The sequence below is a fragment of the Rhizobium sp. NFR03 genome, assembly GCF_900111275.1.
Classification (GTDB): Bacteria; Pseudomonadota; Alphaproteobacteria; order Rhizobiales; family Rhizobiaceae; genus Ferranicluibacter.
Map to the genome: position 1 here is coordinate 44,882 of NZ_FOGR01000012.1, position 21,725 is coordinate 66,606.

At 58.6% G+C, this 21,725-nt stretch carries 20 protein-coding genes and 2 pseudogenes; 8 read left to right on the forward strand and 14 right to left on the reverse strand.

Annotation, left to right across the window (positions count from 1 at the left end; genetic code table 11):
• Nucleotides 1–66 precede the first annotated feature (66 nt).
• Together BSG19_RS23485 and BSG19_RS23490 are read left to right on the forward strand one after the other, a co-directional pair.
• Nucleotides 67–879 (forward strand): sugar phosphate isomerase/epimerase family protein, encoded by an 813-nt coding sequence (locus tag BSG19_RS23485; protein WP_092990443.1) that lies wholly within the window; start codon nt 67–69, stop codon nt 877–879.
• 118 nt (nt 880–997) lie between these two features.
• On the forward strand, nt 998–1,828 hold the full coding sequence (locus tag BSG19_RS23490) for an SDR family NAD(P)-dependent oxidoreductase (protein WP_210185414.1): 831 nt from the start codon (nt 998–1,000) through the stop codon (nt 1,826–1,828).
• 178 nt (nt 1,829–2,006) lie between these two features.
• Here BSG19_RS23490 and BSG19_RS23495 read toward each other — a convergent pair whose 3' ends face one another.
• The 5 genes from BSG19_RS23495 to BSG19_RS23515 all read right to left on the reverse strand — a co-directional run bounded on the left by BSG19_RS23495 (nt 2,007) and on the right by BSG19_RS23515 (nt 7,486).
• Nucleotides 2,007–2,828 carry an IclR family transcriptional regulator gene (locus tag BSG19_RS23495; RefSeq protein ID WP_092990445.1) on the reverse strand — a complete coding sequence of 274 codons (822 nt, stop codon included), beginning with the start codon at nt 2,826–2,828 and terminating at the stop codon, nt 2,007–2,009.
• Nucleotides 2,829–3,189: 361 nt separating this feature from the next.
• Nucleotides 3,190–3,552 carry a 2Fe-2S iron-sulfur cluster-binding protein gene (locus tag BSG19_RS23500; RefSeq protein WP_092990446.1) on the reverse strand — a complete coding sequence of 121 codons (363 nt, stop codon included), beginning with the start codon at nt 3,550–3,552 and terminating at the stop codon, nt 3,190–3,192.
• 14 nt (nt 3,553–3,566) lie between these two features.
• Entirely contained in the window at nt 3,567–4,811 is a 1,245-nt protein-coding gene (locus BSG19_RS23505) for an NAD(P)/FAD-dependent oxidoreductase (protein ID WP_092990447.1), read from the reverse strand.
• Complete coding sequence (locus BSG19_RS23510) at nt 4,793–6,070, reverse strand: cytochrome P450 (protein ID WP_170866090.1); 1,278 nt, start codon at nt 6,068–6,070, stop codon at nt 4,793–4,795. The genes BSG19_RS23505 and BSG19_RS23510 overlap by 19 nt, the downstream gene beginning before the upstream one ends.
• A gap of 180 nt (nt 6,071–6,250) precedes the next feature.
• Nucleotides 6,251–7,486 (reverse strand): cytochrome P450, encoded by a 1,236-nt coding sequence (locus BSG19_RS23515; protein ID WP_092990449.1) that lies wholly within the window; start codon nt 7,484–7,486, stop codon nt 6,251–6,253.
• Between the two features lie 336 nt (nt 7,487–7,822).
• On the opposite strand from BSG19_RS23515, the gene BSG19_RS23520 reads away from it, so the two are divergent.
• Nucleotides 7,823–8,614, forward strand: a complete 792-nt coding sequence (locus BSG19_RS23520; RefSeq protein WP_092990450.1) for an SDR family NAD(P)-dependent oxidoreductase — start codon at nt 7,823–7,825, stop codon at nt 8,612–8,614.
• 191 nt (nt 8,615–8,805) lie between these two features.
• Here BSG19_RS23520 and trbI read toward each other — a convergent pair whose 3' ends face one another.
• From trbI to trbJ, 7 genes and pseudogenes are all read right to left on the reverse strand, one after another.
• Nucleotides 8,806–10,110 carry an IncP-type conjugal transfer protein TrbI gene (trbI, locus tag BSG19_RS23525; protein WP_092990451.1) on the reverse strand — a complete coding sequence of 435 codons (1,305 nt, stop codon included), beginning with the start codon at nt 10,108–10,110 and terminating at the stop codon, nt 8,806–8,808.
• 12 nt (nt 10,111–10,122) lie between these two features.
• The gene (gene trbH, locus BSG19_RS23530; RefSeq protein ID WP_092990463.1) at nt 10,123–10,602 is read right to left on the reverse strand and encodes a conjugal transfer protein TrbH; all 480 of its coding nucleotides are present in this window, start codon (nt 10,600–10,602) and stop codon (nt 10,123–10,125) included.
• Nucleotides 10,602–11,456, reverse strand: a complete 855-nt coding sequence (trbG, locus tag BSG19_RS23535) for a P-type conjugative transfer protein TrbG (RefSeq protein WP_092990452.1) — start codon at nt 11,454–11,456, stop codon at nt 10,602–10,604. The genes trbH and trbG overlap by 1 nt, the downstream gene beginning before the upstream one ends.
• A gap of 17 nt (nt 11,457–11,473) precedes the next feature.
• Nucleotides 11,474–12,136 (reverse strand): conjugal transfer protein TrbF, encoded by a 663-nt coding sequence (locus BSG19_RS23540; protein ID WP_092990453.1) that lies wholly within the window; start codon nt 12,134–12,136, stop codon nt 11,474–11,476.
• A 15-nt stretch (nt 12,137–12,151) separates the two neighbouring features.
• Nucleotides 12,152–13,342: a P-type conjugative transfer protein TrbL gene (trbL, locus tag BSG19_RS23545; protein WP_092990454.1), complete on the reverse strand. Its 1,191-nt coding sequence runs from the start codon at nt 13,340–13,342 to the stop codon at nt 12,152–12,154.
• Nucleotides 13,336–13,569 (reverse strand): entry exclusion protein TrbK, encoded by a 234-nt coding sequence (gene trbK, locus BSG19_RS23550; RefSeq protein ID WP_092990455.1) that lies wholly within the window; start codon nt 13,567–13,569, stop codon nt 13,336–13,338. The genes trbL and trbK overlap by 7 nt, the downstream gene beginning before the upstream one ends.
• Nucleotides 13,566–14,144, reverse strand: a pseudogene (gene trbJ / locus BSG19_RS23555) (P-type conjugative transfer protein TrbJ); the annotation flags it as partial. The gene trbK and the pseudogene trbJ, both read right to left, overlap by 4 nt.
• A gap of 115 nt (nt 14,145–14,259) precedes the next feature.
• Between trbJ and traA the strand changes: the two are divergent.
• The 5 genes from traA to BSG19_RS23580 all read left to right on the forward strand — a co-directional run bounded on the left by traA (nt 14,260) and on the right by BSG19_RS23580 (nt 20,530).
• Complete coding sequence (gene traA, locus BSG19_RS23560) at nt 14,260–17,562, forward strand: Ti-type conjugative transfer relaxase TraA (protein WP_092990464.1); 3,303 nt, start codon at nt 14,260–14,262, stop codon at nt 17,560–17,562.
• On the forward strand, nt 17,559–18,086 hold the full coding sequence (gene traF / locus BSG19_RS23565; protein ID WP_092990456.1) for a conjugative transfer signal peptidase TraF: 528 nt from the start codon (nt 17,559–17,561) through the stop codon (nt 18,084–18,086). Before traA ends, traF begins: the two co-directional genes overlap by 4 nt.
• Before the next feature lie 16 nt (nt 18,087–18,102).
• A complete protein-coding gene (locus BSG19_RS23570; protein WP_244529406.1) occupies nt 18,103–19,272 on the forward strand; it encodes a conjugal transfer protein TraB in 1,170 nt (389 codons plus the stop codon).
• 13 nt (nt 19,273–19,285) lie between these two features.
• Nucleotides 19,286–19,909 (forward strand): TraH family protein, encoded by a 624-nt coding sequence (locus tag BSG19_RS23575; RefSeq protein ID WP_092990458.1) that lies wholly within the window; start codon nt 19,286–19,288, stop codon nt 19,907–19,909.
• Nucleotides 19,910–20,221: 312 nt separating this feature from the next.
• Nucleotides 20,222–20,530, forward strand: coding sequence for a transcriptional repressor TraM (locus tag BSG19_RS23580; protein ID WP_025430017.1), 309 nt, complete (start codon nt 20,222–20,224; stop codon nt 20,528–20,530).
• 61 nt (nt 20,531–20,591) lie between these two features.
• Here the strand turns inward: BSG19_RS23580 and traR are convergent, their stop codons facing one another.
• Both traR and BSG19_RS23590 read right to left on the reverse strand, forming a co-directional pair.
• Nucleotides 20,592–21,296, reverse strand: a complete 705-nt coding sequence (gene traR / locus BSG19_RS23585) for an autoinducer-binding transcriptional regulator TraR (protein ID WP_092990459.1) — start codon at nt 21,294–21,296, stop codon at nt 20,592–20,594.
• Nucleotides 21,297–21,543: 247 nt separating this feature from the next.
• Nucleotides 21,544–21,725: pseudogene (locus BSG19_RS23590) on the reverse strand (ISNCY family transposase); the annotation flags it as partial.

Consider the following 21,725-nt stretch of genomic DNA (forward strand, 5'->3'; position numbering starts at 1 on the left):
GCGAAGAAATTCTACGAATGTTTGTGAAAAATTGGACGTCGCGTTTAACGCGGCCTGGAGGGACCGATGATCATCAATACTTTTTCATATCTTTGGAAGTGCACTGCAATCGAGGCAATATCAGAACTTGCCCGGCATGGCTTCAAGGTCTTCGAAGTTCCCGTGAGCTCCCCGCACTGCTGGCCGGACGAAATGTCGGCAAGTTCGCGTTCGGATGCGAGAAAGCGACTTCAGGATCACGGGGCGAGTGTCCGGTCGCTAAATGCTGGTGGATACGATATCAATCTCGCCAGCCCCGCGGCCAATATGAGGCGCAAAAGCACAGACCATATAAAGGATGTCCTTCAACTTGCAGTCGATTGGGGTGTTGCCGACGTTGTGATCTCTCCAGGGACGCGGCGTCCAATGATCTCCCCAACGATCCCTCAGGCCCTTGGCTGGTTTTCCGAAAGTCTCGACGTGCTTCTGCCGGTCGCAAAGCAAGCGGGCGTGCGGTTGCTCATGGAAAACACCCCATATTGCTTTAGACCGACGATCGGAGAGTTGGTCGATCTCGTAGAAGAGATCGGCGATAAAAATCTGAGCATTGTCTATGACGTCGCGAACGCCGCTTACATAGGCGAAGATCCAGTTGCCAGTCTTATGTCGCATCACTCACACATTGGTCTTGTGCATATTTCTGACACGGGTACGGACGTGTGGGGACATGATCCTATAGGCACGGGGATAGTCGATTTCGAAGGTCTAGGGCGCGCCGTCGCCTCTGTGTTTAGTGTCGATGATGTTGTTCTTGAGATCATTCGCGAAGAAAGACCCCTTCAGGAAGTCAACGACGGAGTGGAGGAACTGAAGAAAAAGGGCTGGAACATCAAGGCATGAACCTTGCGGCCTCATTCGCAGCCCCGGTTATCATCAACACGCCCGGAGCTAGGCTGCCGCTTGCTCAAATCCTAATGGATAGCATCCATCGCGACGATGAGCCGCGGCGGCGCTGATCTTGGCTACCGGCGAATTCGAACTAGCAGGAGTTACTTATATGAGGGTCTTGGTCAGCGGAGGAAGTCGCGGAATTGGCGCGGCGGTGTGTATCCGGATTGCAGAAGCAGCGGCTTCAAGAGGAGAGCGTGCTCAGATTGCGATATGCGGTCATGGGTTGTCCCAGCAACAAGAGGATGTTGCTCAAGCCGTGCGCGCGATAGGCGGACAAGCGATCCCTTTGTCGGGAGACCTGGGTGACCCTGAGGTGCCAGCGGCGCTTGTGGCGGCTGCGGTGGCAGAATTCGGCGGTCTCGACGGACTGGTAGCCAATTCTGGAATAGCAAGCCCCGGGGCCCTATCCGAATTGTCGGTTGCCGATTGGGATCATATGCTTGCCGTTAACCTTCGGGGTCCCTGGTTGCTTGCGAGAAGCTGCTATCCTTATCTGAAGCAGAACCGTGGTGCCGTATGTTTCGTCTCTTCGATGTCAGGCCAACTGCCTCACGCTGGATCCGGCGCTTACAGTCCCGCCAAGGCAGGGTTGACCATGTTAGCGCAGACGCTGGCACTGGAGTGGGCACCGGACGGCATACGGGTCAACGTCGTATCGCCCGGCATGACGCGCACTCCCATGACTGAAAAAATGTATGCCGATCCGACATTAAAAAAAGCAAGAGAAGACCTCATCCCGCTCTCCAGGATCGGAGAGCCCGAGGATATTGCCAACGCCATCGAGTTTTTAATGGGGCCGAATGCGGCGTTTGTGACTGGCCAGGATCTCTGTGTGGATGGAGGCTTCTCCAAGTCAATCCTCAGCCATATTCCAGGAAGGCCCAGATCTCAGAGCTAGCTTCACTTTCTGACCTGGCTGTCAGCGAACCTAAGTTTCAGGACGGAGACGTTGCAGAGCCATAATTTCCCAAGAGGACATGCGGGCACACAAGCGGCCACTGCCCGCGCCGGGCAGGAACACGCGTGCAGTTAGAATGTCTGCTCCTCGGCTGCGGCTGCACCAATGACAGACAGGCTCAGCGGGTTGCGACATTTTCACGATGATTGCCGTTGACGAGATTAACGATCTCCCGCGCCGGCCAAAGGTCGGCAATCTCAAGGGCGATCGTGTCAAGAACGGGGGCGAATTCTGCCATCCGCTCTCGCGTTAGCCGAGCTGCCGGCCCCGCGATGCTTATAACCCCCACGGCGACGAGATCCCGCCCTACAATGATTGCCTGGGCCATCGCACTTGTGCCGAGTTCGCCCTCCTCTATCGACACACCGTAGCCGCGCTTGCGGGTGACCTCGAGCTCGGCTCGAAGGCTAGCCTCGTCGTGTGCTATCGGCCTGCCGCTACCTACCGTGGTTTTAAAGCCTTTGGACTTGACGAGCGCTACGGCCACCTCTTCATCCAAAGTGACCAGCCAGGCCTTACCTACCGAAGTCGAGTGAAGATCTACCGGATTTCCAAGGTAGGGGTCATATCGAAGCGGAGAGGAAGACCCTTGCGCCTTTGCGATCCAAAGCAATCCGTTACCATGCACGACCGCAAGACGGACAAGTTCTCCAGTATGTCGAGCGAGCCGATCAAGGGATGGCTGACAAATGTCTGACGTTCCGGACGCACTTAGAAACCGAAGGCCGACTGCAGCGAGCTTGACGGTCATGCAGTATCGCTGGCTCATCTCATCCTGGACAACAAACCCTCGTTGGCTCAAAGTGTTGAGCATCCGATGGGCAGCGCTTTTCGGGATATCGAGTTGCTGGGCGATCTCGCTTACCTTCATCCCTGCAGGCTTGTCAGCGATCAGCTCTATTATTTCCATGACGCGATCGACAAAATCACCAAGTGGCATGAGATCCTCGAGTCGGGGTGAGACATGCTAATCATGTCCCTCGATCTTTAATGTCAACAGTGATCTATGGCTGGTTTCTGCACCAAGACCACCGAACCGGCGTCTATGACCTGACGTTGAAGCAGTCAAGGCAAATGGTGGGATACCCGCATTCTCATAATTTCCTTCGATGCCCTCGTGAGCACATCCGCCTTTTGTGGAATTACCCTCAGGTTTCGATGACTTTCCTCTCTCGCATGCGCGCAGTCCCAAAGGGACATGCCACCAAGACCTATCTGGACTTGACCTTCACACAGGGACGATGCGCCGCTTTGAGCTAGGGCTTTGGGAAGCTGGAAGCGCGCTCGCCCAGCTAATTCGACTAGCTGTCTTCGGGTGCCAGCTCAACTTCTGTTTCATCGAGCAGCGACAGGTCGAACACCTGACAGGACAACCGTGATCTACCCGGATCGAAAGCTTCGCTTCCCTCAAGAAGTTCTCTTTCGTCCTCGCTTTTTTCACCGAGTTTCGCGATAATCTCCGGGTCGAGGTGGACATGACAGGTTGCGCATGCGGCCACGCCTCCGCATGAGGCCAGGACGGGTAAGCCATGATCCCTCAGCGCTTCCATCAAAGACTGGCCCTTCTGCCATTCGACATCGTGGTAGGCACCTTCTCGATCCTTGACCTTGATGTTGCCGGACTGTCTTCCGCTGTGTGTGGCGTGCGATTGAATGGCGTTCATTTGATTGATCTCCCTTAACGAGGTCCGTGGGTTTCTTCGAAAGCTGTGACCGTTTCAGTCAGCTTGACGGCGGGGTCCCCAGCCTTTTCGATGTCCAGGATGGCGCGAGACGCGATGAGCTTCTTGCCGATCATGAAGTCTTTGAGCGTCCCGACGTTGTCGATCGCGACAAGGCGTTTTTCTTTCAGATAGAGGACAGCGAAGCGGCCGGACTCTATGTTGCCGCGGACGACCACGTGGTCATGGCCGTGCAAGAGCCCCGCGGTTTGCAAGCGCACCCCATATTGGGTTGTCCAGAACCACGGCACCTCGTGCTTGACCGACTGGATTCCCAGAATATCATCGGCGACAGCGAGTGCCTGAGCGCTCGCGTTCTGCACGCTTTCCAGCCTGACGGACCCCGTCCCATTCTCATTTGGTGAACGCGCAACGTCGCCGATCGCGTACACATCCGGATCTTCAGTCCGAAACTGGGCGTTCACCAGAATGCCGTCCTGACAGGCCAACCCACTCGCCCTAGCGATTTCATCGTTAGGCTGCACACCTATCCCAACAACCACCATGTCAGCCGGATGTACCGAGCCATCCTGTGCGATCACCCGCCCGACGCGATCTACGCCCTGCAGCTCACTGACACCTGTCTGCAAGAGAATTTTGACGTTATGCATCCGGTGCAGGTGTTCGAAATAGCGGGAAACGTGCTCACCCGTCACACGCTTCATCAGGCGATCCTGCGCTTCAATAATCGTCACGTCCTGCCCGGCCTCAGCTGCAGCCGCCGCGACTTCGAGGCCGATGTAGCCTCCCCCGATCACGACGATGCTCCTGCACCGACCGATAGCACGATGTATATCTTGTGCGTCGGCCAGTGTCCGCAGCATGTGAACACCGTTCAGGGATCCGCCAGGCACGGGTATTTTGCGTGCTCGTGCGCCGGTCGCAACAATCACCCGGCTGTATGGTATCTGTGATCCATCTGCGAGTTCAACAGTCCGCAAACCACGATTTATAGCCGTCGCCATGCGTCCGCGCATGAGATCTATTCCGTGCTCGGCGTAAAACTCGTCCTTATAGAGTTTGACAATGGCATCCGGACCGTCTTTGAGAATTTCCTTCGATAGAGGCGGCCGCTCGTAGGGAAAGGCTTGATCCTGATCAAGGAGAACAACGCTGGGTGCGGGGGATGCAGATTTCAGAGCTACAGCAAGCCGGACACCTGCATGTCCGGCCCCAATGATGACTACCGGTGAAATGGGCATGAGGCAGCTCCATCTAGTGGTTGGATGTCGATGCGGAGTGTCTCCGGCCCGTTGATCATGCTGTTCCCTTTGAGAAACACGAGGTCGCGATGCGGGTCGAAGGTCACTCGCTTGAGCTTCCGTCCAAATAGCTCTGCCAGAATACGCATTTCAATACGTGCAAGCGGTGCCCCAAGACACCCATGGATACCGTAGCCGAAGCCAAAATGATGCGTCGGATCACGGTCGATGTTGAACTTGTCCCCGTCGGGCCAGACAGCGTCATCGCGATTTGCGGATGCGATCATAAGCCGGACCAAGGTATGGCGAGGGGCAAGATACCCACCTATTTCGACTTCCGACGCGGTTCGTCTTACGGAGCGATGCGTTGGCCCCCGCATTCGAACGAGTTCTTCCACGAAGCGGCGCGGCGCCTCCGGGTCTACTCGAAGCCTCTCAAGGAGAATTGGGTTATAGTGTAGCTCCAGAAGACTGCCTGCTATCAAGCGCGTGCTTGTCTCAAAGCCGGCGATGAATACGAAGGCGCAGAGTTCTGTCGCCTCCTTCTCCGAAATAATGCCGTCATCTAGCCATGCTCTCGCGAGCGACCCGCCGACCGATTGACTTCCCTCCTTGTGTAAGCGGCGCAAGTGTCCGTTCACATAATGGAAAAACTCCTGTGCATCTTTTTCGTCGTTCTCGCTGCCGGGCGCGTTTCTGGCCAACCGAGCAAAGTACACGAAGGTTTGCTCACACCAGTGGTTCACCTGATCAAGGTCATAAACGGGCAAGCCGACAAGTTTGCTGATTGTGGTCATTGTCAGCGGACGCGCCAGAGAACCTACCACTTCTCCGCCACCAACAGCGATCATGTCGTCGAGCAGCTTCGAGGCGGTCTGTCGAACTTGGCTTTCTACGGACGCGATGACTTTGGGCGTAAATGCAGAGGCGACTACTTGTCGCAAGCGCGCATGATCTGGATCATCCATCGCGGTGATGAATGCGAGCTCCCGATTATCCGTGACCTGGGACTGAAATAATTTCGGCCTGCGCAGTGCAGCCCGAACATCATCGTAACGGGTCACGATCCAGACATCCAGATCTCCATGGGCAACGCGCATCACGGGCGCATTTTCCCGTAGCCATGCATAATGTGCGTATGGCTCTCCCTGCGCTCCGTCTGCATCGATCAGCTGATAGGGCGTAATGCTTTTTGGCCAGTTGAGCTCGTGAGAATAGGGCGGGACCAGGACGTTTATGGAATCTAAGGGAATAGACATCGGGCTTCCGACCTTCCTTATCAGCGACTGATACATCCACAGAGAGACCCGAGAGGGCGTTAAGATGGTCCGGCTGAAAGAGCACGCCACTAATCGTCAGCTCTTTCAACCGATGCGGGATGACTTTTAAACAACCCGCGATTTGGGGACGGCAGTCTGGTTTTCGCGCCGACCCGGTTCTTAAGCGGCTACGCTTTGGCCGAACGGTGTCATCCTGACGTGCATTGACGATAGGCCGGTGAACTGGAACGTGCCGCCGGTGTAGGGAACGATTGGGATCTCCCTCGCCACTTCGACTTTGGAAACGAGGTTCGCTACGGAGGTGTACACGATACGCGCCTCTGACCGGGCCAGCCACATTCCCAAGCATGTGTGGACACCATAACCAAAGCCGAGGTGCCCAGTCGGATCGCGGTCCATGTCGAACGAATCCCCGTCAGGGAATTTCGCGTCATCCCTGTTTGCCGAGCCCGAAAGCAGTTTGACCTGGGAATTTGCCGGGATGCGGAAGCCCGCCACCTCAACGTCCTCTGTTGTGATCCTGGCAAGCATCTGCGGTGCAGACCGGTGACGGGCTAGTTCTTCCACGAAACGGCCGACATCCTCCGGATTCCCGCGTAACCTCTCGAGAAGGTGCGGTTGCTCCGCCAACGTTAGAAAACCGTTTGAAATCAAGATGGCGGTTGTATCGAACCCGGCGAGAAACATGAAGACAAGGAAATGCAAGGTATCTTCCTCGCTGATGAGGCCCTGCTCGATTTGATCCGCGAAGGCCGCAACAATCGTCCCGTTCTGGTTTCTTCTGGCTTCTTCCAGCTTCCCTCGCAAGAACTCGATCAGCTCGAGAAATCCTTTTTCGTCACCGTCGCAGCCGGGAGCGTGTCGCGCCACTCTTCCCTGGAAGAAGACTGACTTCACTGCAAGATCGCGCAATCTCTCGAAGTCTGTGAGAGGAAAACCCAGAAAGGCACAGATAGTCCCCATCGTCATTTGTTCGGAAAACTCGCTGCATATGTCACCTCCCCCACGGGCCAATATTGGGAGAAAGTATCTGTCGAAGGTTTCCTGCAGATTTTCCTGGAACGCCGAGATCGCCTTTGGCGTGAACGCCGAAGCTACAAGCTTGCGCATTCGCGTATGTTCCGGTGCATCCATGATAGTGATGAACCGGAACTTGTCCTGCTTAACAACAGCAGACGAGAAGCGTTTGAAATCACGCAGTCCGTTCTGAACGTCGGCAAAGCGAGCAACAAGATAAAGATCACCTTGAGGCACATGCGCCTTCAGGACCGGCGCATTCTCTCGCATGAACTTGAAGTACTCAAAAGGGTTCGCCTGGATTTTTTCGCTATGAGGGTCGTATGGGCCCAGCTCTTCCGGCCATGAAATGTCGAGAACGTCAGGGACTTCGCGCATGGAAATATCCTTTTTCTTTCGTCAACCCGTAACCGCCGCTACCGATCTCGCGTCGGATGGAACGCTGTTCTATTTGCTCATTGCATCGAGTTCGTGTCAACAGAAATCTCACAATCAGCCGTTTATTGGGTTCGTAGTCTCTGGCGTCCATCACGAATGTCCTGTTGCCGGGCGATAGGCCGCCCGAGCAGCCGGAACCCTACGCAGCGCATTATCGTGATGAGGTAATATACGAGGGCTTGCTACGGCTGACTGACCAGTAGGAAAGTTGAAATAGCATTGCGGTTTGGAATCGAATTCCATATTGTGCCTCTACCATCCAAACGGAGAGACCAGATGAGAGTTCTAGTAAGTGGAGGAAGTCGCGGGATTGGAGCGGCGGTTTGCATCCGAATTGCCGAAGCTGCGGCGTCGCGGGGTGAGCGCGCGAAGATCGCCGTCTGTGGCCGTGAACCGTCAGAGGGGCAGGAGGACGTCGCCCGTTCGGTTCGCGCTTTGGGAGCTGATGCTATCGCGCTGTCCGGTGACCTCAGCAACGTCGAAGTGGCCGCTGGCTTGGTAGAGTCGACAGTATCGGAATTCGGCGGTCTCGACGCTCTCGTTGCCAATGCGGGAGTAGCAAGCCCTGGCAAAATCTGTGATCTAACCGTTGCAGACTGGGACAATATGTTCGAGGTGAACCTTCGCGGGGCATGGATTTTGGCTAAATACAGTTACCCGCATCTGAAGGAGAGCCGAGGTGCCGCATGTTTCACATCCTCGATGTCGGGACAGGTCCCACATGCAGGGTCTGGTGCATATAGTCCAACCAAAGCGGCCCTGGCCATGTTGGCCAAAACCCTTGCGTTGGAGTGGGCTCCAGACGGCATTCGCTCAAATGTCGTCTCACCCGGGATGACTCACACTCCGATGTCCGCAAAGATGTACGCTGATCCTGAGATCAAGCACGCAAGGGAGAAACTGATTCCGCTTGGGAGAATCGGCGATCCCGTAGACATCGCCAACGCAATTGAATTTCTGATAAGCCCGCTTTCAAGCTATATCACTGGTCAAGACCTCTGCGTCGATGGTGGTTTTTCAAAGTCAATCCTCAGCCACATCCCGGGCCGTCCAAGTTCGAAATCTTAGTTTATGATGATGCCGAAACCCAAGCGAATCCAGCAGATAGCGGAATTGGGAGCGCCAGTGATCAAGGTGGCACTTTTACGACAGCGTTGACCTGATCCACGAAACCAAAGCCACTCCTGGGCGGAATGAGAGAATTATAAACGCGGCACGGCCGCCTCGGAAAATGAGCACGTGATGTTCATCTCGGCTCTTCAGCGATACAGGCCGGAAAACACAATGTCCTGATCTACCAGTACGTTGAAATTGTACCCCGGTCGGATCTCCAACGTCGGCTGCACATCCATATTCCGCTGGATCGTACGGTCGGCCACCCGCCCGAAGGTCTCGGCAAAATTGCGTCTCGCCGCATCCGACGCCGTATCCTGGGTGGCCAACGTCGAACTCTGCGGGACAGCCATATCAATGCCAGTCCCGATCAAGGCGATCATGACCGCCGAGCCGAAGGTTTTAAGATAGTGGTTGTGCACCTTGTCATTGAAGCCACCGTACCCTTCAGCACCCGTGCCGGCCATGCCGCCGATTTGCAAAGTCGAGCCGTTTGGGAAGATGATGTCTGACCAGACGACGAGCACGCGGCTCTGGCCGAATGACACCTTGCTATCGTAACGACCGAACAGTTTCGTGCCTTGCGGGATCAGCAGGCGATGGCCTGTTGCGCTGTCATAGACATTCTGGCTGACCTGTGCGGTGATACGCCCTGGAAGATCTGAATTGACGCCTGTTATCAACGTCGCCGGAATAACCGAGCCTCGCTTCAGTTCGTAGGGGGACTGTTGCGGCACGACGCGGTTCGGCAGGTAGCCGAGATCCTTGAGGTCGGCATTGAAGAAATCTTCCTTAGAGCTCTGTCCGTTGGGATCGACATGTGGTCCACCCAAGCCAGCACGCAGTGCTGCGGCGTAAAGATCGGAGGCGTTTGCGCTCGCCGCGGCTGTCGTCGTCCGGGCTCCGGCGCTCTCATTTTTTTCCGACCGCGCGTCCAGCTTGCCGCGATCGATGGCGAGAGGCGCGTCGTAGGCGGAGTCTCGTGCTTGCATTCGGGCCATCCGCTGGCGTTGCTGCTCGCGCAGAACCTGTTCCTGCTGCTCACGGGCGAGCCGCGCTCGCCACACCTCTTCCGACTCCAGTTCCGCTCCGCGCCGTTGCTCTTGTCTCTGTTCGGGCTGCGTGAACGGATTCGCCGCCTTCTCTTCGGCCTGCTTCGTCTCGACTGGGGTCGGCTGGAACGTCGTCTGCGGCTGTGGCTCGCCGATGATGCCGTCGGCGACGCCCCTCTTGATCTGGTCGGCATAGGTCGAGGCCGGATTGCCCGAACTGGTGTCCGGACCACTATCCTTGCCGAAGTAAAGCCCGCGCGAGGCAAGCCCATAGAAGATAATGCCGAGAAAGACGACCAACAGCACGATCACGACGATGACCGGCACGCGGTTCACACGCTTGATGCCGGACGTTGTATCACTGTTCGCGGCACCGCCAAGCCTGAGAGACTGCACCATGATGTTTCCCCCTCACCCGCGCCGCATGAGCGACAAAGCGCTTGTCGGTGTCGCACCCGCTGTCGTCACGGTGTAGGCCCGACCAACCTCGACGCTACTGGTCGAGAGCCGTGCCAGCACCTGGCCGTCATAGGGCACGATGACATAGGCGAGCGGGATGACGGCCGCGCCGCCATCCGTCTTCTGATCGGCGACAACGGCATAGCCCCATCCCTTCAGGGCTGCTTCAAGTGCCTGCCCGAACGCCGAACCGTCTTGTTTGAGCACAACGGTCGCCTTCCCCTGTCCGATCTGTTCGGCAAGACGGCTGACCATATCGCCCGCAATGGCGCCCGCCGCCGGTCCGGAGATCTCTGGCGGTGCCGCGCTAGCGGCGAGACCGTCGGTGCCCATCGACTGGCAGCCGGAAAGGAGCATGGCGAGGCCACTGGCTATGGCCAGGCAGCGGAAGGGTCCGAGGCTGTTCGCGCTGCGGCGAAGGAGGTTCAGCATCATCGCCCTCCCCTGCTGATTGTCACCTTCTGCTGTTTCCAGCCAACGCCTGAGACGAGGACAGCGCGATCGATATTGTAATCGACCACCATCATGTTGTTCTTCATACGATAGTTGACGATGCGGTTCTGTCCGCCGGAGACGACGAAGAGAACCGGCGCATCCTGACCGGAGATCGACCGCGGAAACTGGATGTAGGTCTTTTGTCCATCCGAATAGACCCGGGTCGGCCGCCAGCCGGCACTGCCGGAGACGGAATAGGCAAAGGTCAATTGCTCAGCCGTAACGCCGGCACCGGGGATCGTGCTGGCTTCCAGCCTTGCGTTGACGTCGGCAAGTTTTGTCGAGACGTCCTCGGGGTATTCAAAACCGACGCGTGCCATATACTGCGTGGCATGCGATTTCAGCTGGATATGATAGGTCCGCCGCGACGTCGTCACGACCATCGACGTGACCAGACCCGGCTCCGATGGCTTGACGATCAGATGGATCGCCTGCCCACCTGATGCACCCGAGGTCGCGGGTTCCACCTTCCAGCGCACAGTGTCGCCGACCAGAACGTCGCGAACGACCTCGCCACCCTGAAGCTCGATGTCGCAGACCTGCAACGGCGAGCAAACGACAGACGGCTGCACTTCTCCATAGAGGAAAATCACCTTTCCATCGGCGCCTTTCGTCACGAGCCCGCGGCTTCCACGCCATTGTGTCGAAATGCCCATGCCTTTCGCCTCGTTGGCAGTGACACCATCGGCGGCAATTGCGTGGAAGGGGGCGAAACCCATCACCGGGAAAATGAGCAGCATGGCGGCGCTCGCAGTCAGCGTGGCCCATATTCTGAATTGTCTTATGTTCATGTTGGGAGCCAGGCCTTTCAAAGCTGTGCAGTCCAGTCGAAGTCGCGGAGATAGAGACCGATGGGATTGAGGCGGATGACGCCCTCGTCCTGAGGTGGCGTCAATGTCACGGTGGCGATCCCGCGGAAGCGGCGCGTGGCTGTCTCCTTGCCGCGGCGATCCCGCTCGAACTCAGTCCAATCGATCTGGTAGCTCTGGTTCGACAACGCGACGATGTTGTTGACCTCGATTGCCACTGTCGCGGTCTTCGCCTTTTCGAAGGGTGAATTCGAGCGAAACCACGCGTTGACCTTTTCGGTCGCGGGATCGGAGGTGCGCAACAGCCCATAGGTTCGGTCGATATATTGCTTCTGCACGACCGCATCCGGTGTGACGGATCGGAAGTTCGACACGAAACTGCCGAGGGTAGCGCGCACCACGCGCGGATCGGCATACTCAATCTGCTGCGGGAAGCCGGCATTGACTGATGTGCCGAGCTTGTGGACTTCGACGATATACGGGATCAGCTTGACCTGTGTGCTCTGGTAGAGCGCATAACCAAAGCCGACGACCGCCATGGTCATTCCGGCTATGCCGACGACGCGCCACGCGGCTGCCGCTTTGACGTACGAGCCATAACGTTCGTTCCATTCGTTGCGCGCGGCGATGTAGGGATTATCTGGAACATTCTGTCCGGCCATTCTTTCAGCGTCCCGTCACTTGCTGTCGTTAATCGGTGGTGGTGGAGGCGTTGTGCCTGGCCGGCCGGATGGTTGATCGAGTTTGGCGTTGGCAAGGCCGAGCATCGATCCGGCATATGCGCCGGGCGAACCAATCGCCTTTTCCTTTGCTGCCGAGCCGACGGCACCAGCGGCTCCGCCGATCCCGGCCTGCATGCCGCGCAGCGCCGCACTGGCAAGAGACGCGCCCCCTGCCCTTGCGGCACTGGCGGCCCCGAATCCTCTGTTGGCCGCGCCGATCGTTAGAAACCCGGCGCCGAGTGCAGCGGATGCGGCCTGCCCGCCATGACGAATGGCTTCCATGCCGCCGCCGACCGATGCGCCCTGGACCACGCCCTGTAAAATGGGCGGCACATACATGGCGATGACGAAGACGACGACGGAGATACCGGCAATCGCCAGCGTCGTGATGAACTGTTCCGATGTCGCGGTGGGCGCCTCTGCCAGACCAAGAAGGATGTCCGAGCCGATCTTGGCGATCATCACCAGGGCCATCAGCTTCATACCGACGGAGAAGGCATAGACCAGATACTTGATCGCGAAGTCCTTGGTATGGGAGGAGCCACCGAGCCCAAGCATGATCATGCCGGCGAGCAGGCCGACATACATCTCGACCATGACGGCCACAAAGATCGCAGCGACCAGGCTAAACGACACGACGACCACTACCATGGCGAAGACGGCGGCGATCGCCAGTGCATTATCCTCCCAGAGACCGAACTTCGCCTGTTCCGACATCTTCGTTGCGACACGAATGCCGGCATCGAAGATGTTGGCGGGCGATGCCGAGCCGCCACCGGCGCCAATCTGATAGAGGCTGTCCACCACGGCCTTGGCGAAATCAGGTCCTCTGTCGAGGATGAAGGCAAACAGGCCGATGAACATGATGCGCTTGACGAGTTCGGCGAACCAGCTTTCGAGCGAGGCGGCGTTGATCGCCAGCCATACGGCAGCGATCCCGACCTCGATGCCGGCGAGGATCCAGAACAACGAGCGGGCGGCATTCATCACCGTCGTCTCCCAGCCTTTTGCAGCGGTGACGACGGAGTTTTCGAGTGTGGTCAGCATCTGGCCCTGTTGCGCCAGCGCGGGCGTGGTCGCCAGAAGAACGACCGCCATCGCGATAAACACCCGTTCGAGCGCGCGGGAAGAGGGAATGGCTACCATCGAGGCTTCATCTCCTGGCCGCCGCGGATGTCGCGGCCGGAATTCCCGCCAAAGAACTCTTCGCGATGTCGGCGCTGTTCTTCATCGGAGGAAGAATTCGCTGCGGCCGTACCCGACCCTGAGACTGGCGCGGCTTGCGGTTGGACGATGATCCAGGTGATTGCGCTCGCACCGGCCGCGGAACCGATTGCGACGAGGGCAATAAAGAGGAACAGACGCGGGCTCACCAGCGCGGCTCCATGGTCTGGCCGCCCCTGATGTCACGCTCGGTTCCGCTGAAGAACTGTTCAAGCCGTGCTTGCGCCAGATCCTTTTGCGCCTGCTCGGACTGGTACCAGGTCCCCATCATTGTCATCTGCTGGGAAACCAGACCGCGCAGTTTCTGCATCTGGGCGACCTGCTGCGCTGCGATCCCGTGGCCGACCTGCAATGCCTTCATCTGGCCGTCGGCTGTTTCCGACATCGATCGCAGCGAGGACATGGTATTCTCCTCACTGGAGAACTGTTCGGCCGTGAGATTGGCGGCCTTCAACGTGCCGGCAATCGTGTCGCGATTGGTGTCGGACCAGTTCTGATAGGTCGTGGAGAAGCTCGCGCCGTCAGGCAGGTTGCTCTTCATGTCGGCGAAGCTCTGGAAGCGCTGCTTCAGCACATCGTCGACGTTGCCCATGGAGAAGGCGACGCCCTGTCCCTGGTTGACGACGTTCTGGAGGTTCTTCAGATCGCTTTCGACCTGGCCCCATATGTGGTTTGGGAGCTGCGCGGTGTTCTGCAGCATGTTCTTGTAGATGTTGAGCTGGTTTTATACGTCGCTGATGCGACGTGCTTGCTCACGGCCCTGGCGGGGCCGCCATAGGGTTGCCGCTCGACCTGGCTGCTCTTTGGGGACGAGGTTCGAACCGGGAGTGTCTTACGCCGTGGCCATCGCCCATTTCTCAGCCAGCATCGTCAGCCGCGGCGGCGGCCGCAGCGTGGTGCTGTCTGCGGCCTACCGGCACTGCGCGAAGATGGAATACGAGCGCGAGGCCCGTACCATCGACTACACGCGCAAACAGGGGCTCCTACACGAGGAGTTCGTCTTGCCTGCCGATGCCCCGAAATGGGTCCGCGCGATGATTGCCGACCGCTCTGTTGCCGGAGCTTCGGAAGCCTTCTGGAACAAGGTCGAGGCCTTCGAGAAGCGTTCCGACGCGCAACTCGCTCGCGACCTGACCATAGCGCTTCCAGTGGAGCTGTCGTCCGAGCAGAACATCGCCCTGGTGCGGGACTTCGTTGATAAGCATATCCTGGCAAAAGGTATGGTCGCAGACTGGGTTTATCATGACAATCCCGGCAATCCGCATATCCATTTGATGACCACATTGCGCCCGCTGACGGAGGACGGGTTCGGGTCGAAGAAGGTTGCGGTCAATGGCGAGGACGGCCAGCCGGTCCGTACGAAGTCCGGGAAAATCCTGTATGAGCTCTGGGCCGGGTCGACGGATGACTTCAACGCCCTGCGCGATGGATGGTTCGAGCGGCTGAACCATCATCTGGCGTTTGGCGGAATCGATCTCCGTATCGACGGCCGTTCCTACGAGAGGCAGGGTATCGACCTCGAACCGACGATCCATCTCGGCGTTGGCGCCAAGGCGATCGAGCGCAAGGCGCAGGAGCAGGGCGTCCGGCCAGAGCTCGAACGAATCGAACTGAACGAACAGCGGCGGTCGGAAAACACCCGCCGCATTCTGAACAATCCAGCCACCGTGCTCGACCTGATCACGCGAGAGAAGAGCGTCTTCGATGGACGCGATGTCGCCAAGGTTCTGCATCGCTATGTCGATGATCCGGCTGTCTTCCAGCAGCTGATGTTGCGCATCATGCTGAACCCGGAAGTTTTGCGTTTGCAGCGCGACACGATCGAGTTTGCGACCGGAGAAAAAATACCCGCCCGTTATTCGACCCGGGCGATGATCCGGCTGGAAGCGACGATGGTGCGACAGGCGTTGTGGCTGTCGAACCGGGACGGTCACGCTGTCTCTGGCGCTGCTCTGGACGCAACGTTCCGGCGGCATGAGCGGTTGTCTGAGGAGCAGAAAGCGGCGATCGAGCGGATCGCCGGATCCGTGAGGATCGCGGCCGTGGTTGGACGCGCGGGCGCCGGCAAGACCACGATGACGAAAGCTGCCCGCGAAGCGTGGGAACTGGCCGGATACCGCGTTCTCGGCGGTGCGCTTGCCGGCAAGGCGGCCGAGGGGCTGGAGAAGGAAGCCGGCATCGAGAGCCGGACGCTAGCGTCATGGGAGCTGCGCTGGAACCACGGCCGAGACGTTGTGGACGACAAGACGATCTTCGTCATGGACGAGGCCGGCATGGTGGCCTCGAAACAGATGGCCGGCTTTGTCGATGCCGTCGTCAGGGCAGGCGCCAAGATCGTGCTGGTCGGCGATCCCGAACAGCTCCAGCCGATCGAGGCGGGTGCTGCCTTCCGCGCCATCGTCGACCGCATCGGTTATGCCGAACTCGAGACGATCTATCGCCAGCGCGAGGACTGGATGCGCAAGGCATCACTCGATCTGGCCCGGGGCAATGTGGAAAAGGCGCTGACCGCCTATGATGCCAATACCAGGATCACGGGAACGCGCCTCAAGGCCGAGGCGGTCGAGCGACTGATCGGGGACTGGAATCACGATTACGATCAGACGAAGACAACGCTGATCCTCGCGCATCTGCGTCGTGACGTTCGGATGCTGAACATTATGGCCCGCGAAAAACTCGTCGAACGCGGCATTGTCGGGGAGGGCCATGTCTTTAAAACGGCTGACGGTGTCAGGCAGTTCGACGCGGGCGACCAGATCGTTTTCCTGAAGAACGAAGGTTCACTCGGCGTCAAGAACGGCATGATCGCGCACGTCATTGAGGCCGCACCAAACAGGATCGTTGCTGTCGTCGGAGAGGGTGATCAGCGCCGGCAGGTCATCGTCGAGCAACGCTTCTACAGCAATCTCGATCATGGCTACGCCACCACGATCCATAAAAGCCAAGGCGCGACCGTCGACCGTGTGAAGGTGTTGGCGAGCCTCTCGCTGGACCGGCATCTGACTTATGTGGCGATGACCCGCCATCGCGAGGATTTGCAGCTTTACTACGGCCACCGGTCTTTCGCCTTTAACGGCGGCCTGGCCAAGGTACTCTCCCGTAAGAATGCCAAGGAGACCACGCTCGATTACGAGCGAGGAAAGCTTTACCGCGAGGCGCTGCGGTTTGCGGAAAGTCGCGGCCTCAACATCGTCCAGGTGGCCCGCACGATTGCGCGCGACCGGCTCGACTGGACACTGCGACAGAAGACGAAACTGGTCGATCTCGGCCAGCGCCTTGCCGTCTTTGCAGAGCGTCTCGGTCTGCACCACCCCTTAAAAACCCAAACGATGAAGGAGGCCGCGCCGATGGTTGCAGGCATCAAGACATTCCCCGGTTCTGTTGCCGATACGGTGGAGCAAAAGCTCGACACTGATCCAGCCCTTAGGAAACAATGGGAAGAGGTCTCGACCCGCTTCGCTTATGTGTTCGCCGATCCCGAGACCGCATTCCGGGCGATCAACTTCGATGCGGTGCTAGTGGATAAGGAAACGGCCAAGCTGGTGCTTCAGACGCTGACGACCGCCCCGGCGTCAATCGGACCACTGAAGGGCAAGACCGGCATTCTTGCCAGCAAGACTGAGCGCGAGGACCGTCGCGTTGCAGACCTAAATATTCCGGCCCTGAAGCGCGATCTTGAGCAGTATCTGAGGATGCGCGAGACCGCCGTGCAGCGGCTGCAGGCTGACGAGAAGGTATTGCGTCAGCGCGTGTCGATCAACATCCCGGCATTGTCGCCGGCAGCACATGTGGTGCTGAAGCGCGTGCGTGATGCGATCGACCGCAACGATCTGCCGGCGGCCATGGCCTATGCACTGAGCAATCGGGAAACCAGGCTGGAAATTGACGGGTTCAACCAAGCCGTCACCGAACGCTTCGGCGAGCGAACCATGCTCACCAATGCCGCGCGCGAACCCTCGGGAAAGCTCTTCGACAGACTCTCAGACGGGATGCAGCCCGAGCAGAAAGAGCGTCTGAAGGAAGCCTGGCCGATCATGCGCACGTCCCAGCAGCTCGCCGCTCACGAGCGCACCGTCCAGACCCTGCGTCAGGCCGAAGATTTGCGGCTCGCCCAGCGCCAGACGCCGGTGATGAAGCAATGAGGCGGCGGCTTCTCCTGTTCCTGGCCGGCCTGGGCGGGATGATCGCCGCTCTGGCGGCAATCGCGTACTTCGGCGGCTTTCGATTGAACCTGACGCCGAGCGAGCCGCTTGGGCTCTGGCGTATCATGGCCCTGCAGCGTCCGGTCGAGGTCGGGGATCTCGTGTTTATCTGCCCACCGCCGACCGCGTCATTCGAGGAGGTACGCCGCCGCGGCTATGTCAGGCGTGGCCTCTGCCCCAGTGGCTTTGCGCCGCTGATCAAGACAGTGGCGGCACTTCCCGGACAGCACATCGAGATCGGCGCGAATGTCACTGTCGACGGCAAGCCTCTCGCCTCATCGATCGTTCGAACGAGCGATGGCGAGGGCAGGCCGATCACACCGTTCAAAACCGGCATCGTGCCACTGAGAAATCTGTTCCTTCACTCATCCTTTGCGAGCTCCTATGATAGTCGGTATTTTGGACCGATTCCCGACACTGGCCTTCTCGGCCTGGCGCGGCCGGTCCTCACTTTCGAACCGTAATTGGCAGCTAACCTGCCTGCTCATCGCCGCATCTGTCGCCTGCGGCTGGATAGCCTGGAGCGGTCATGTCCTAACCCTTCCGGTCGCTGTGTTGTTTCCGGCGCTCTGGGGGATGTCGCCGGCGCGGCTGACGGCGTTGCTCGTGTCGGCCGGATATTTTTTAGGCGCCTCGCGTGGGCTGCCGCAGGGCGTCGCCAACTTCTATGCCGCCGATCTCTGGCCTGGGCTTCTGCTCTGGACAGCTGCTTCGCTCTCCTTCACCGGCGTGCATGCGGCGCTCTGGAAGCGTCGACCAGAAGGCAAGTCTCCTGGAGTATGTCGAACGGGAATGGCAATGGTGGCGCGCTATCTGGCGGCGGCGATGCTCTTAGGCCTGCCGCCCCTCGGCATAACTGGCTGGGCGCATCCGCTCACCGCTACTGGCGTGCTATTTCCGGGATGGGGATGGTGGGGGCTGGTCGCGATGACAGCCGGCCTCGCGATGATGACGTCGCGATATTGGCCGGCTGTCGCCATCGCCCTGGGAGGATTCTGGCTCTGGTCCGCCGCTATGTGGACATCACCGAATCTACCCGAGGGATGGAAGAGCGTCGACCTCGAACACGGCGCGAGCCTCGGACGAGACGGCTCGCTTGACTATCACCGTGACCTGATCGCAACGGTGCGCGCGGCTGCAGGAGAGAAAACCCGGTTCATCGTTCTTCCTGAAAGTGCACTGGGCTTCTGGACGCCGACCGTGGCGAGACTTTGGCAACAAGGCTTGCGAGCCTCGGAGCTCACTGTGATCGCCGGCGCGGCTGTCATCGACCCGGGCGGCTACGACAATGTCATGGTTGCGATTTCGGCTGACGAGGCACGAATTCTCTATCGCCAACGCATGCCGATCCCGGTGTCCATGTGGCAGCCTTGGCGGGCATGGACCGGGCAGGGTGGAGGAGCCCGCGCAAACCTTTTCGGCAATCCAGTTGTGCAAAGCGACGGCCAGAAGCTCGGCGTGCTGATCTGCTACGAACAGCTTCTCCTCTGGCCGGTCTTGCAGTCGATGCTGCATTCCCCCACCGCAATCGTCGCCCCGGGCAACGGATGGTGGACCGCGGGAACGTCGATCGTCGCCATTCAAAACGTGAGCGTGACGGCCTGGGCAAAACTGTTCGGACTGCCCGTCGTCACGGCTTTCAACAGATAAGGAGTTGTTTGCGATGGTCGATGCCGCCCTCATCAAGCAATGCAGCGAGCCCGGCCTGAAGCCGGCGATCGTCGAACAGTTCATCGAGCAGGCAGGATCTCAGGATCCATTGGCGGTTACGGTTCGCTCCGGAAACCGGATGGTTCTCGTGCCCAGGCCGAAGACAGCGGAGGAGGCGTTGGCGCTTATCCGAGACAATCTCGGTCGCAATACCGTTCGCGTCGGGATCACACAATATCCCGCCGGGCTCGGCATCGTGGAGGCGGGCCAGATGAAGCCGGACCTGGTCGATGCTTGCGAGAACATTCGCATGGGCACGGCCCTGTTTGCCAAGGTCTATCGGATTGTAACCAGATGGTATGGCAATCCGACCGAGAGGCAAGTCCTGCCGCAAGTGTTCGACGATGCAATCATCGCCTGGCAGACGGGATATTTCTCGGGAACGGCAGTGTTTCGGGTGGAAGATCCAGGAAACGTAAACCTTGCCCAGCCGGAGCCGGGTCGCCGCGATGGCTCAGAAACGCAAGTCGATCTTCCGGAGAATGAAGCCACGGCGGAAGAACCAGCCGAAGCTTCGGCGTCCGATCCCAACAAAGCAGGGATCAGGATCGACCTGTCCGGTATTGGTTCAAAATGACTTCGCCGTATCTGCAGATCTGCACGGCAATTGTTCATCCGTCGCCCTAGCGAAAACGACATTCACCCGATATAAGCGCGGGTAGGGCAGTACGCGCTGTCCCGGGGTGTGGAAACCTCTATCTGGTGGTTGGTGCTGGCCGTTGCAGCATCAGAATCCTCTGACCATGTGGCCGGGGGCCTGTGACGTATGTCCAGGCTCCGGCTAAAGGTCGCAGGACTGTCCAGATACAGTTTCCAACCCCCGGCTTGGGATCAGAGATTAACGTTTGCGGGGGCGCACCGCAGACTATACTCAAGGGTTGGACCACCAATGGATTTGAAAGATTCAGCAGTGTCGGACACATGTGAACTGCGCCCGGTGATCGGGTTGACGGATGGTCTCGCACCGGCAGACGTAGAGACGTTGACGGTCAACGCAATTCGGCTGCACAGGCAACTTCTGGACAAAGCGGATCAACTGTTCCAGGCTTTGCCGGAGGAGTACAGGACGGGAAAAATCACTGGTGGCGTTCAGCATCTCGAATACATCGAAGCAATGATCGAGATGCATGCACAGATGAGCGCTCTTAACACGCTCCTGGGGGTGCTTGGGTACGTTCCAAAGATGGCCACGAACTGATCTGGCTTTTTTGGACAAGACTGGTGCGCCGATAGGTCAAGTCAAGGCGGTCGGGGCGCTTTCACATCAGCTTTCTGCGAATTGCAAGCGCGGTGAGATGAGCCTTGCTCCGGACATCGAAGCGTTTCATAGCCTCGCGAAGCTTCACACGAACGGTGTTGTACTTCACACCTTCTACATCAGCAATTTCCTCCATGGTCATGCCCACGGCGATCCATCTGAGATAGGTCGCCTCTTTGGGATCGAGCCAGGCGTCGTCTTCCGCAGTCGGAGTGGTTTGAAGGAATGAAATGCGGGCATGAAGTTGCCCGACGGCCGCAGCAGCTGCGACCGCGTCGATCTCACGGTCGAGATCGATTGCGGGCCTTTCCGACGCCAAGGTGAACATCGACATAGAGCCGTTGGCGGTCTTGATCGGAACGGTAACCCCAGAGCGGATGCCGAAATCGGCAGCGAGCGCGTAGAAGGCACGCTCCTCCTTCGATTGCCTCGCGCGATCCTGCTCGCCGTACCACGTAAAGACATACTTCTTTGACTTCGCGCGTTTGACGACCGGATCGACCTTGTCAAACTTCTTCTCGAAATACGTCGAGCGCCACTCGCGATGATAGTTGGTGACCGCGAGGGTGTGCTGGTGCTGAATATGGAGATAGGCGTAGCCGGTGAAGCCGAAATGCTCGGTAAGGTCTGCAAGACCTTGCTTCAGGATGCATTCGTCGCCTTGGATCGCCGCAAGATCGGTCAGCTTGTCCAACCAGTGATGCATTTCTCTTACTCCGTTTGCGGTGTTCAGGTGGAACAGGTCACGAGAGCCCCTCAACGTTTATTATTGCACACGCTTGAAAATCAACTCTTGTCAAAGCTGATTAGGGGTGCGACGTCGGTAGCCATTTAGAAACGCGACACTGGCTCTGGTGGTCAGCCCCCGATCCGACCGGCTGGTCCGGGTTGCAAGGGAGGAGCGGGGGCGGATTGTTGGCGCCTGTTCGGCTTCAGCTTTGAGGCTGGCCCAGTCATTCTGCCGCCTCCATCCGCGCTAAGGCCTTCTGCCTTTTGGCGATGACGTCCGGATCGTTCATGAAATCCGTCCTTCGCCCCGGCTTGCGGCCACGCTTCTGGTAGCCGTTGGCTGTGCTGCCGTCTCGAATGCCAAACATATGATCCTTCTGTCCGGTGCGTCGGGGGCCACTCTTGC

What these genes read in the sequence shown, in the direction of transcription:
- BSG19_RS23485 (WP_092990443.1), top strand. Translation starts at nt 67, where the DNA reads ATGATCATCAATACTTTTTCATATCTTTGGAAGTGCACTGCAATCGAG.
- BSG19_RS23505 (WP_092990447.1), bottom strand. Translation starts at nt 4,811, where the DNA reads ATGCCCATTTCACCGGTAGTCATCATTGGGGCCGGACATGCAGGTGTC.
- trbH (WP_092990463.1), bottom strand. Translation starts at nt 10,602, where the DNA reads ATGCTGAACCTCCTTCGCCGCAGCGCGAACAGCCTCGGACCCTTCCGC.
- BSG19_RS23500 (WP_092990446.1), bottom strand. Translation starts at nt 3,552, where the DNA reads ATGAACGCCATTCAATCGCACGCCACACACAGCGGAAGACAGTCCGGC.
- BSG19_RS23575 (WP_092990458.1), top strand. Translation starts at nt 19,286, where the DNA reads ATGGTCGATGCCGCCCTCATCAAGCAATGCAGCGAGCCCGGCCTGAAG.
- BSG19_RS23495 (WP_092990445.1), bottom strand. Translation starts at nt 2,828, where the DNA reads ATGCCACTTGGTGATTTTGTCGATCGCGTCATGGAAATAATAGAGCTG.
- BSG19_RS23580 (WP_025430017.1), top strand. Translation starts at nt 20,222, where the DNA reads ATGGATTTGAAAGATTCAGCAGTGTCGGACACATGTGAACTGCGCCCG.
- BSG19_RS23515 (WP_092990449.1), bottom strand. Translation starts at nt 7,486, where the DNA reads ATGCGCGAAGTCCCTGACGTTCTCGACATTTCATGGCCGGAAGAGCTG.
- BSG19_RS23510 (WP_170866090.1), bottom strand. Translation starts at nt 6,070, where the DNA reads ATGTCTATTCCCTTAGATTCCATAAACGTCCTGGTCCCGCCCTATTCT.
- BSG19_RS23520 (WP_092990450.1), top strand. Translation starts at nt 7,823, where the DNA reads ATGAGAGTTCTAGTAAGTGGAGGAAGTCGCGGGATTGGAGCGGCGGTT.
- traF (WP_092990456.1), top strand. Translation starts at nt 17,559, where the DNA reads ATGAGGCGGCGGCTTCTCCTGTTCCTGGCCGGCCTGGGCGGGATGATC.
- trbI (WP_092990451.1), bottom strand. Translation starts at nt 10,110, where the DNA reads ATGGTGCAGTCTCTCAGGCTTGGCGGTGCCGCGAACAGTGATACAACG.
- BSG19_RS23540 (WP_092990453.1), bottom strand. Translation starts at nt 12,136, where the DNA reads ATGGCCGGACAGAATGTTCCAGATAATCCCTACATCGCCGCGCGCAAC.
- trbG (WP_092990452.1), bottom strand. Translation starts at nt 11,456, where the DNA reads ATGAACATAAGACAATTCAGAATATGGGCCACGCTGACTGCGAGCGCC.
- traR (WP_092990459.1), bottom strand. Translation starts at nt 21,296, where the DNA reads ATGCATCACTGGTTGGACAAGCTGACCGATCTTGCGGCGATCCAAGGC.
- trbL (WP_092990454.1), bottom strand. Translation starts at nt 13,342, where the DNA reads ATGGTAGCCATTCCCTCTTCCCGCGCGCTCGAACGGGTGTTTATCGCG.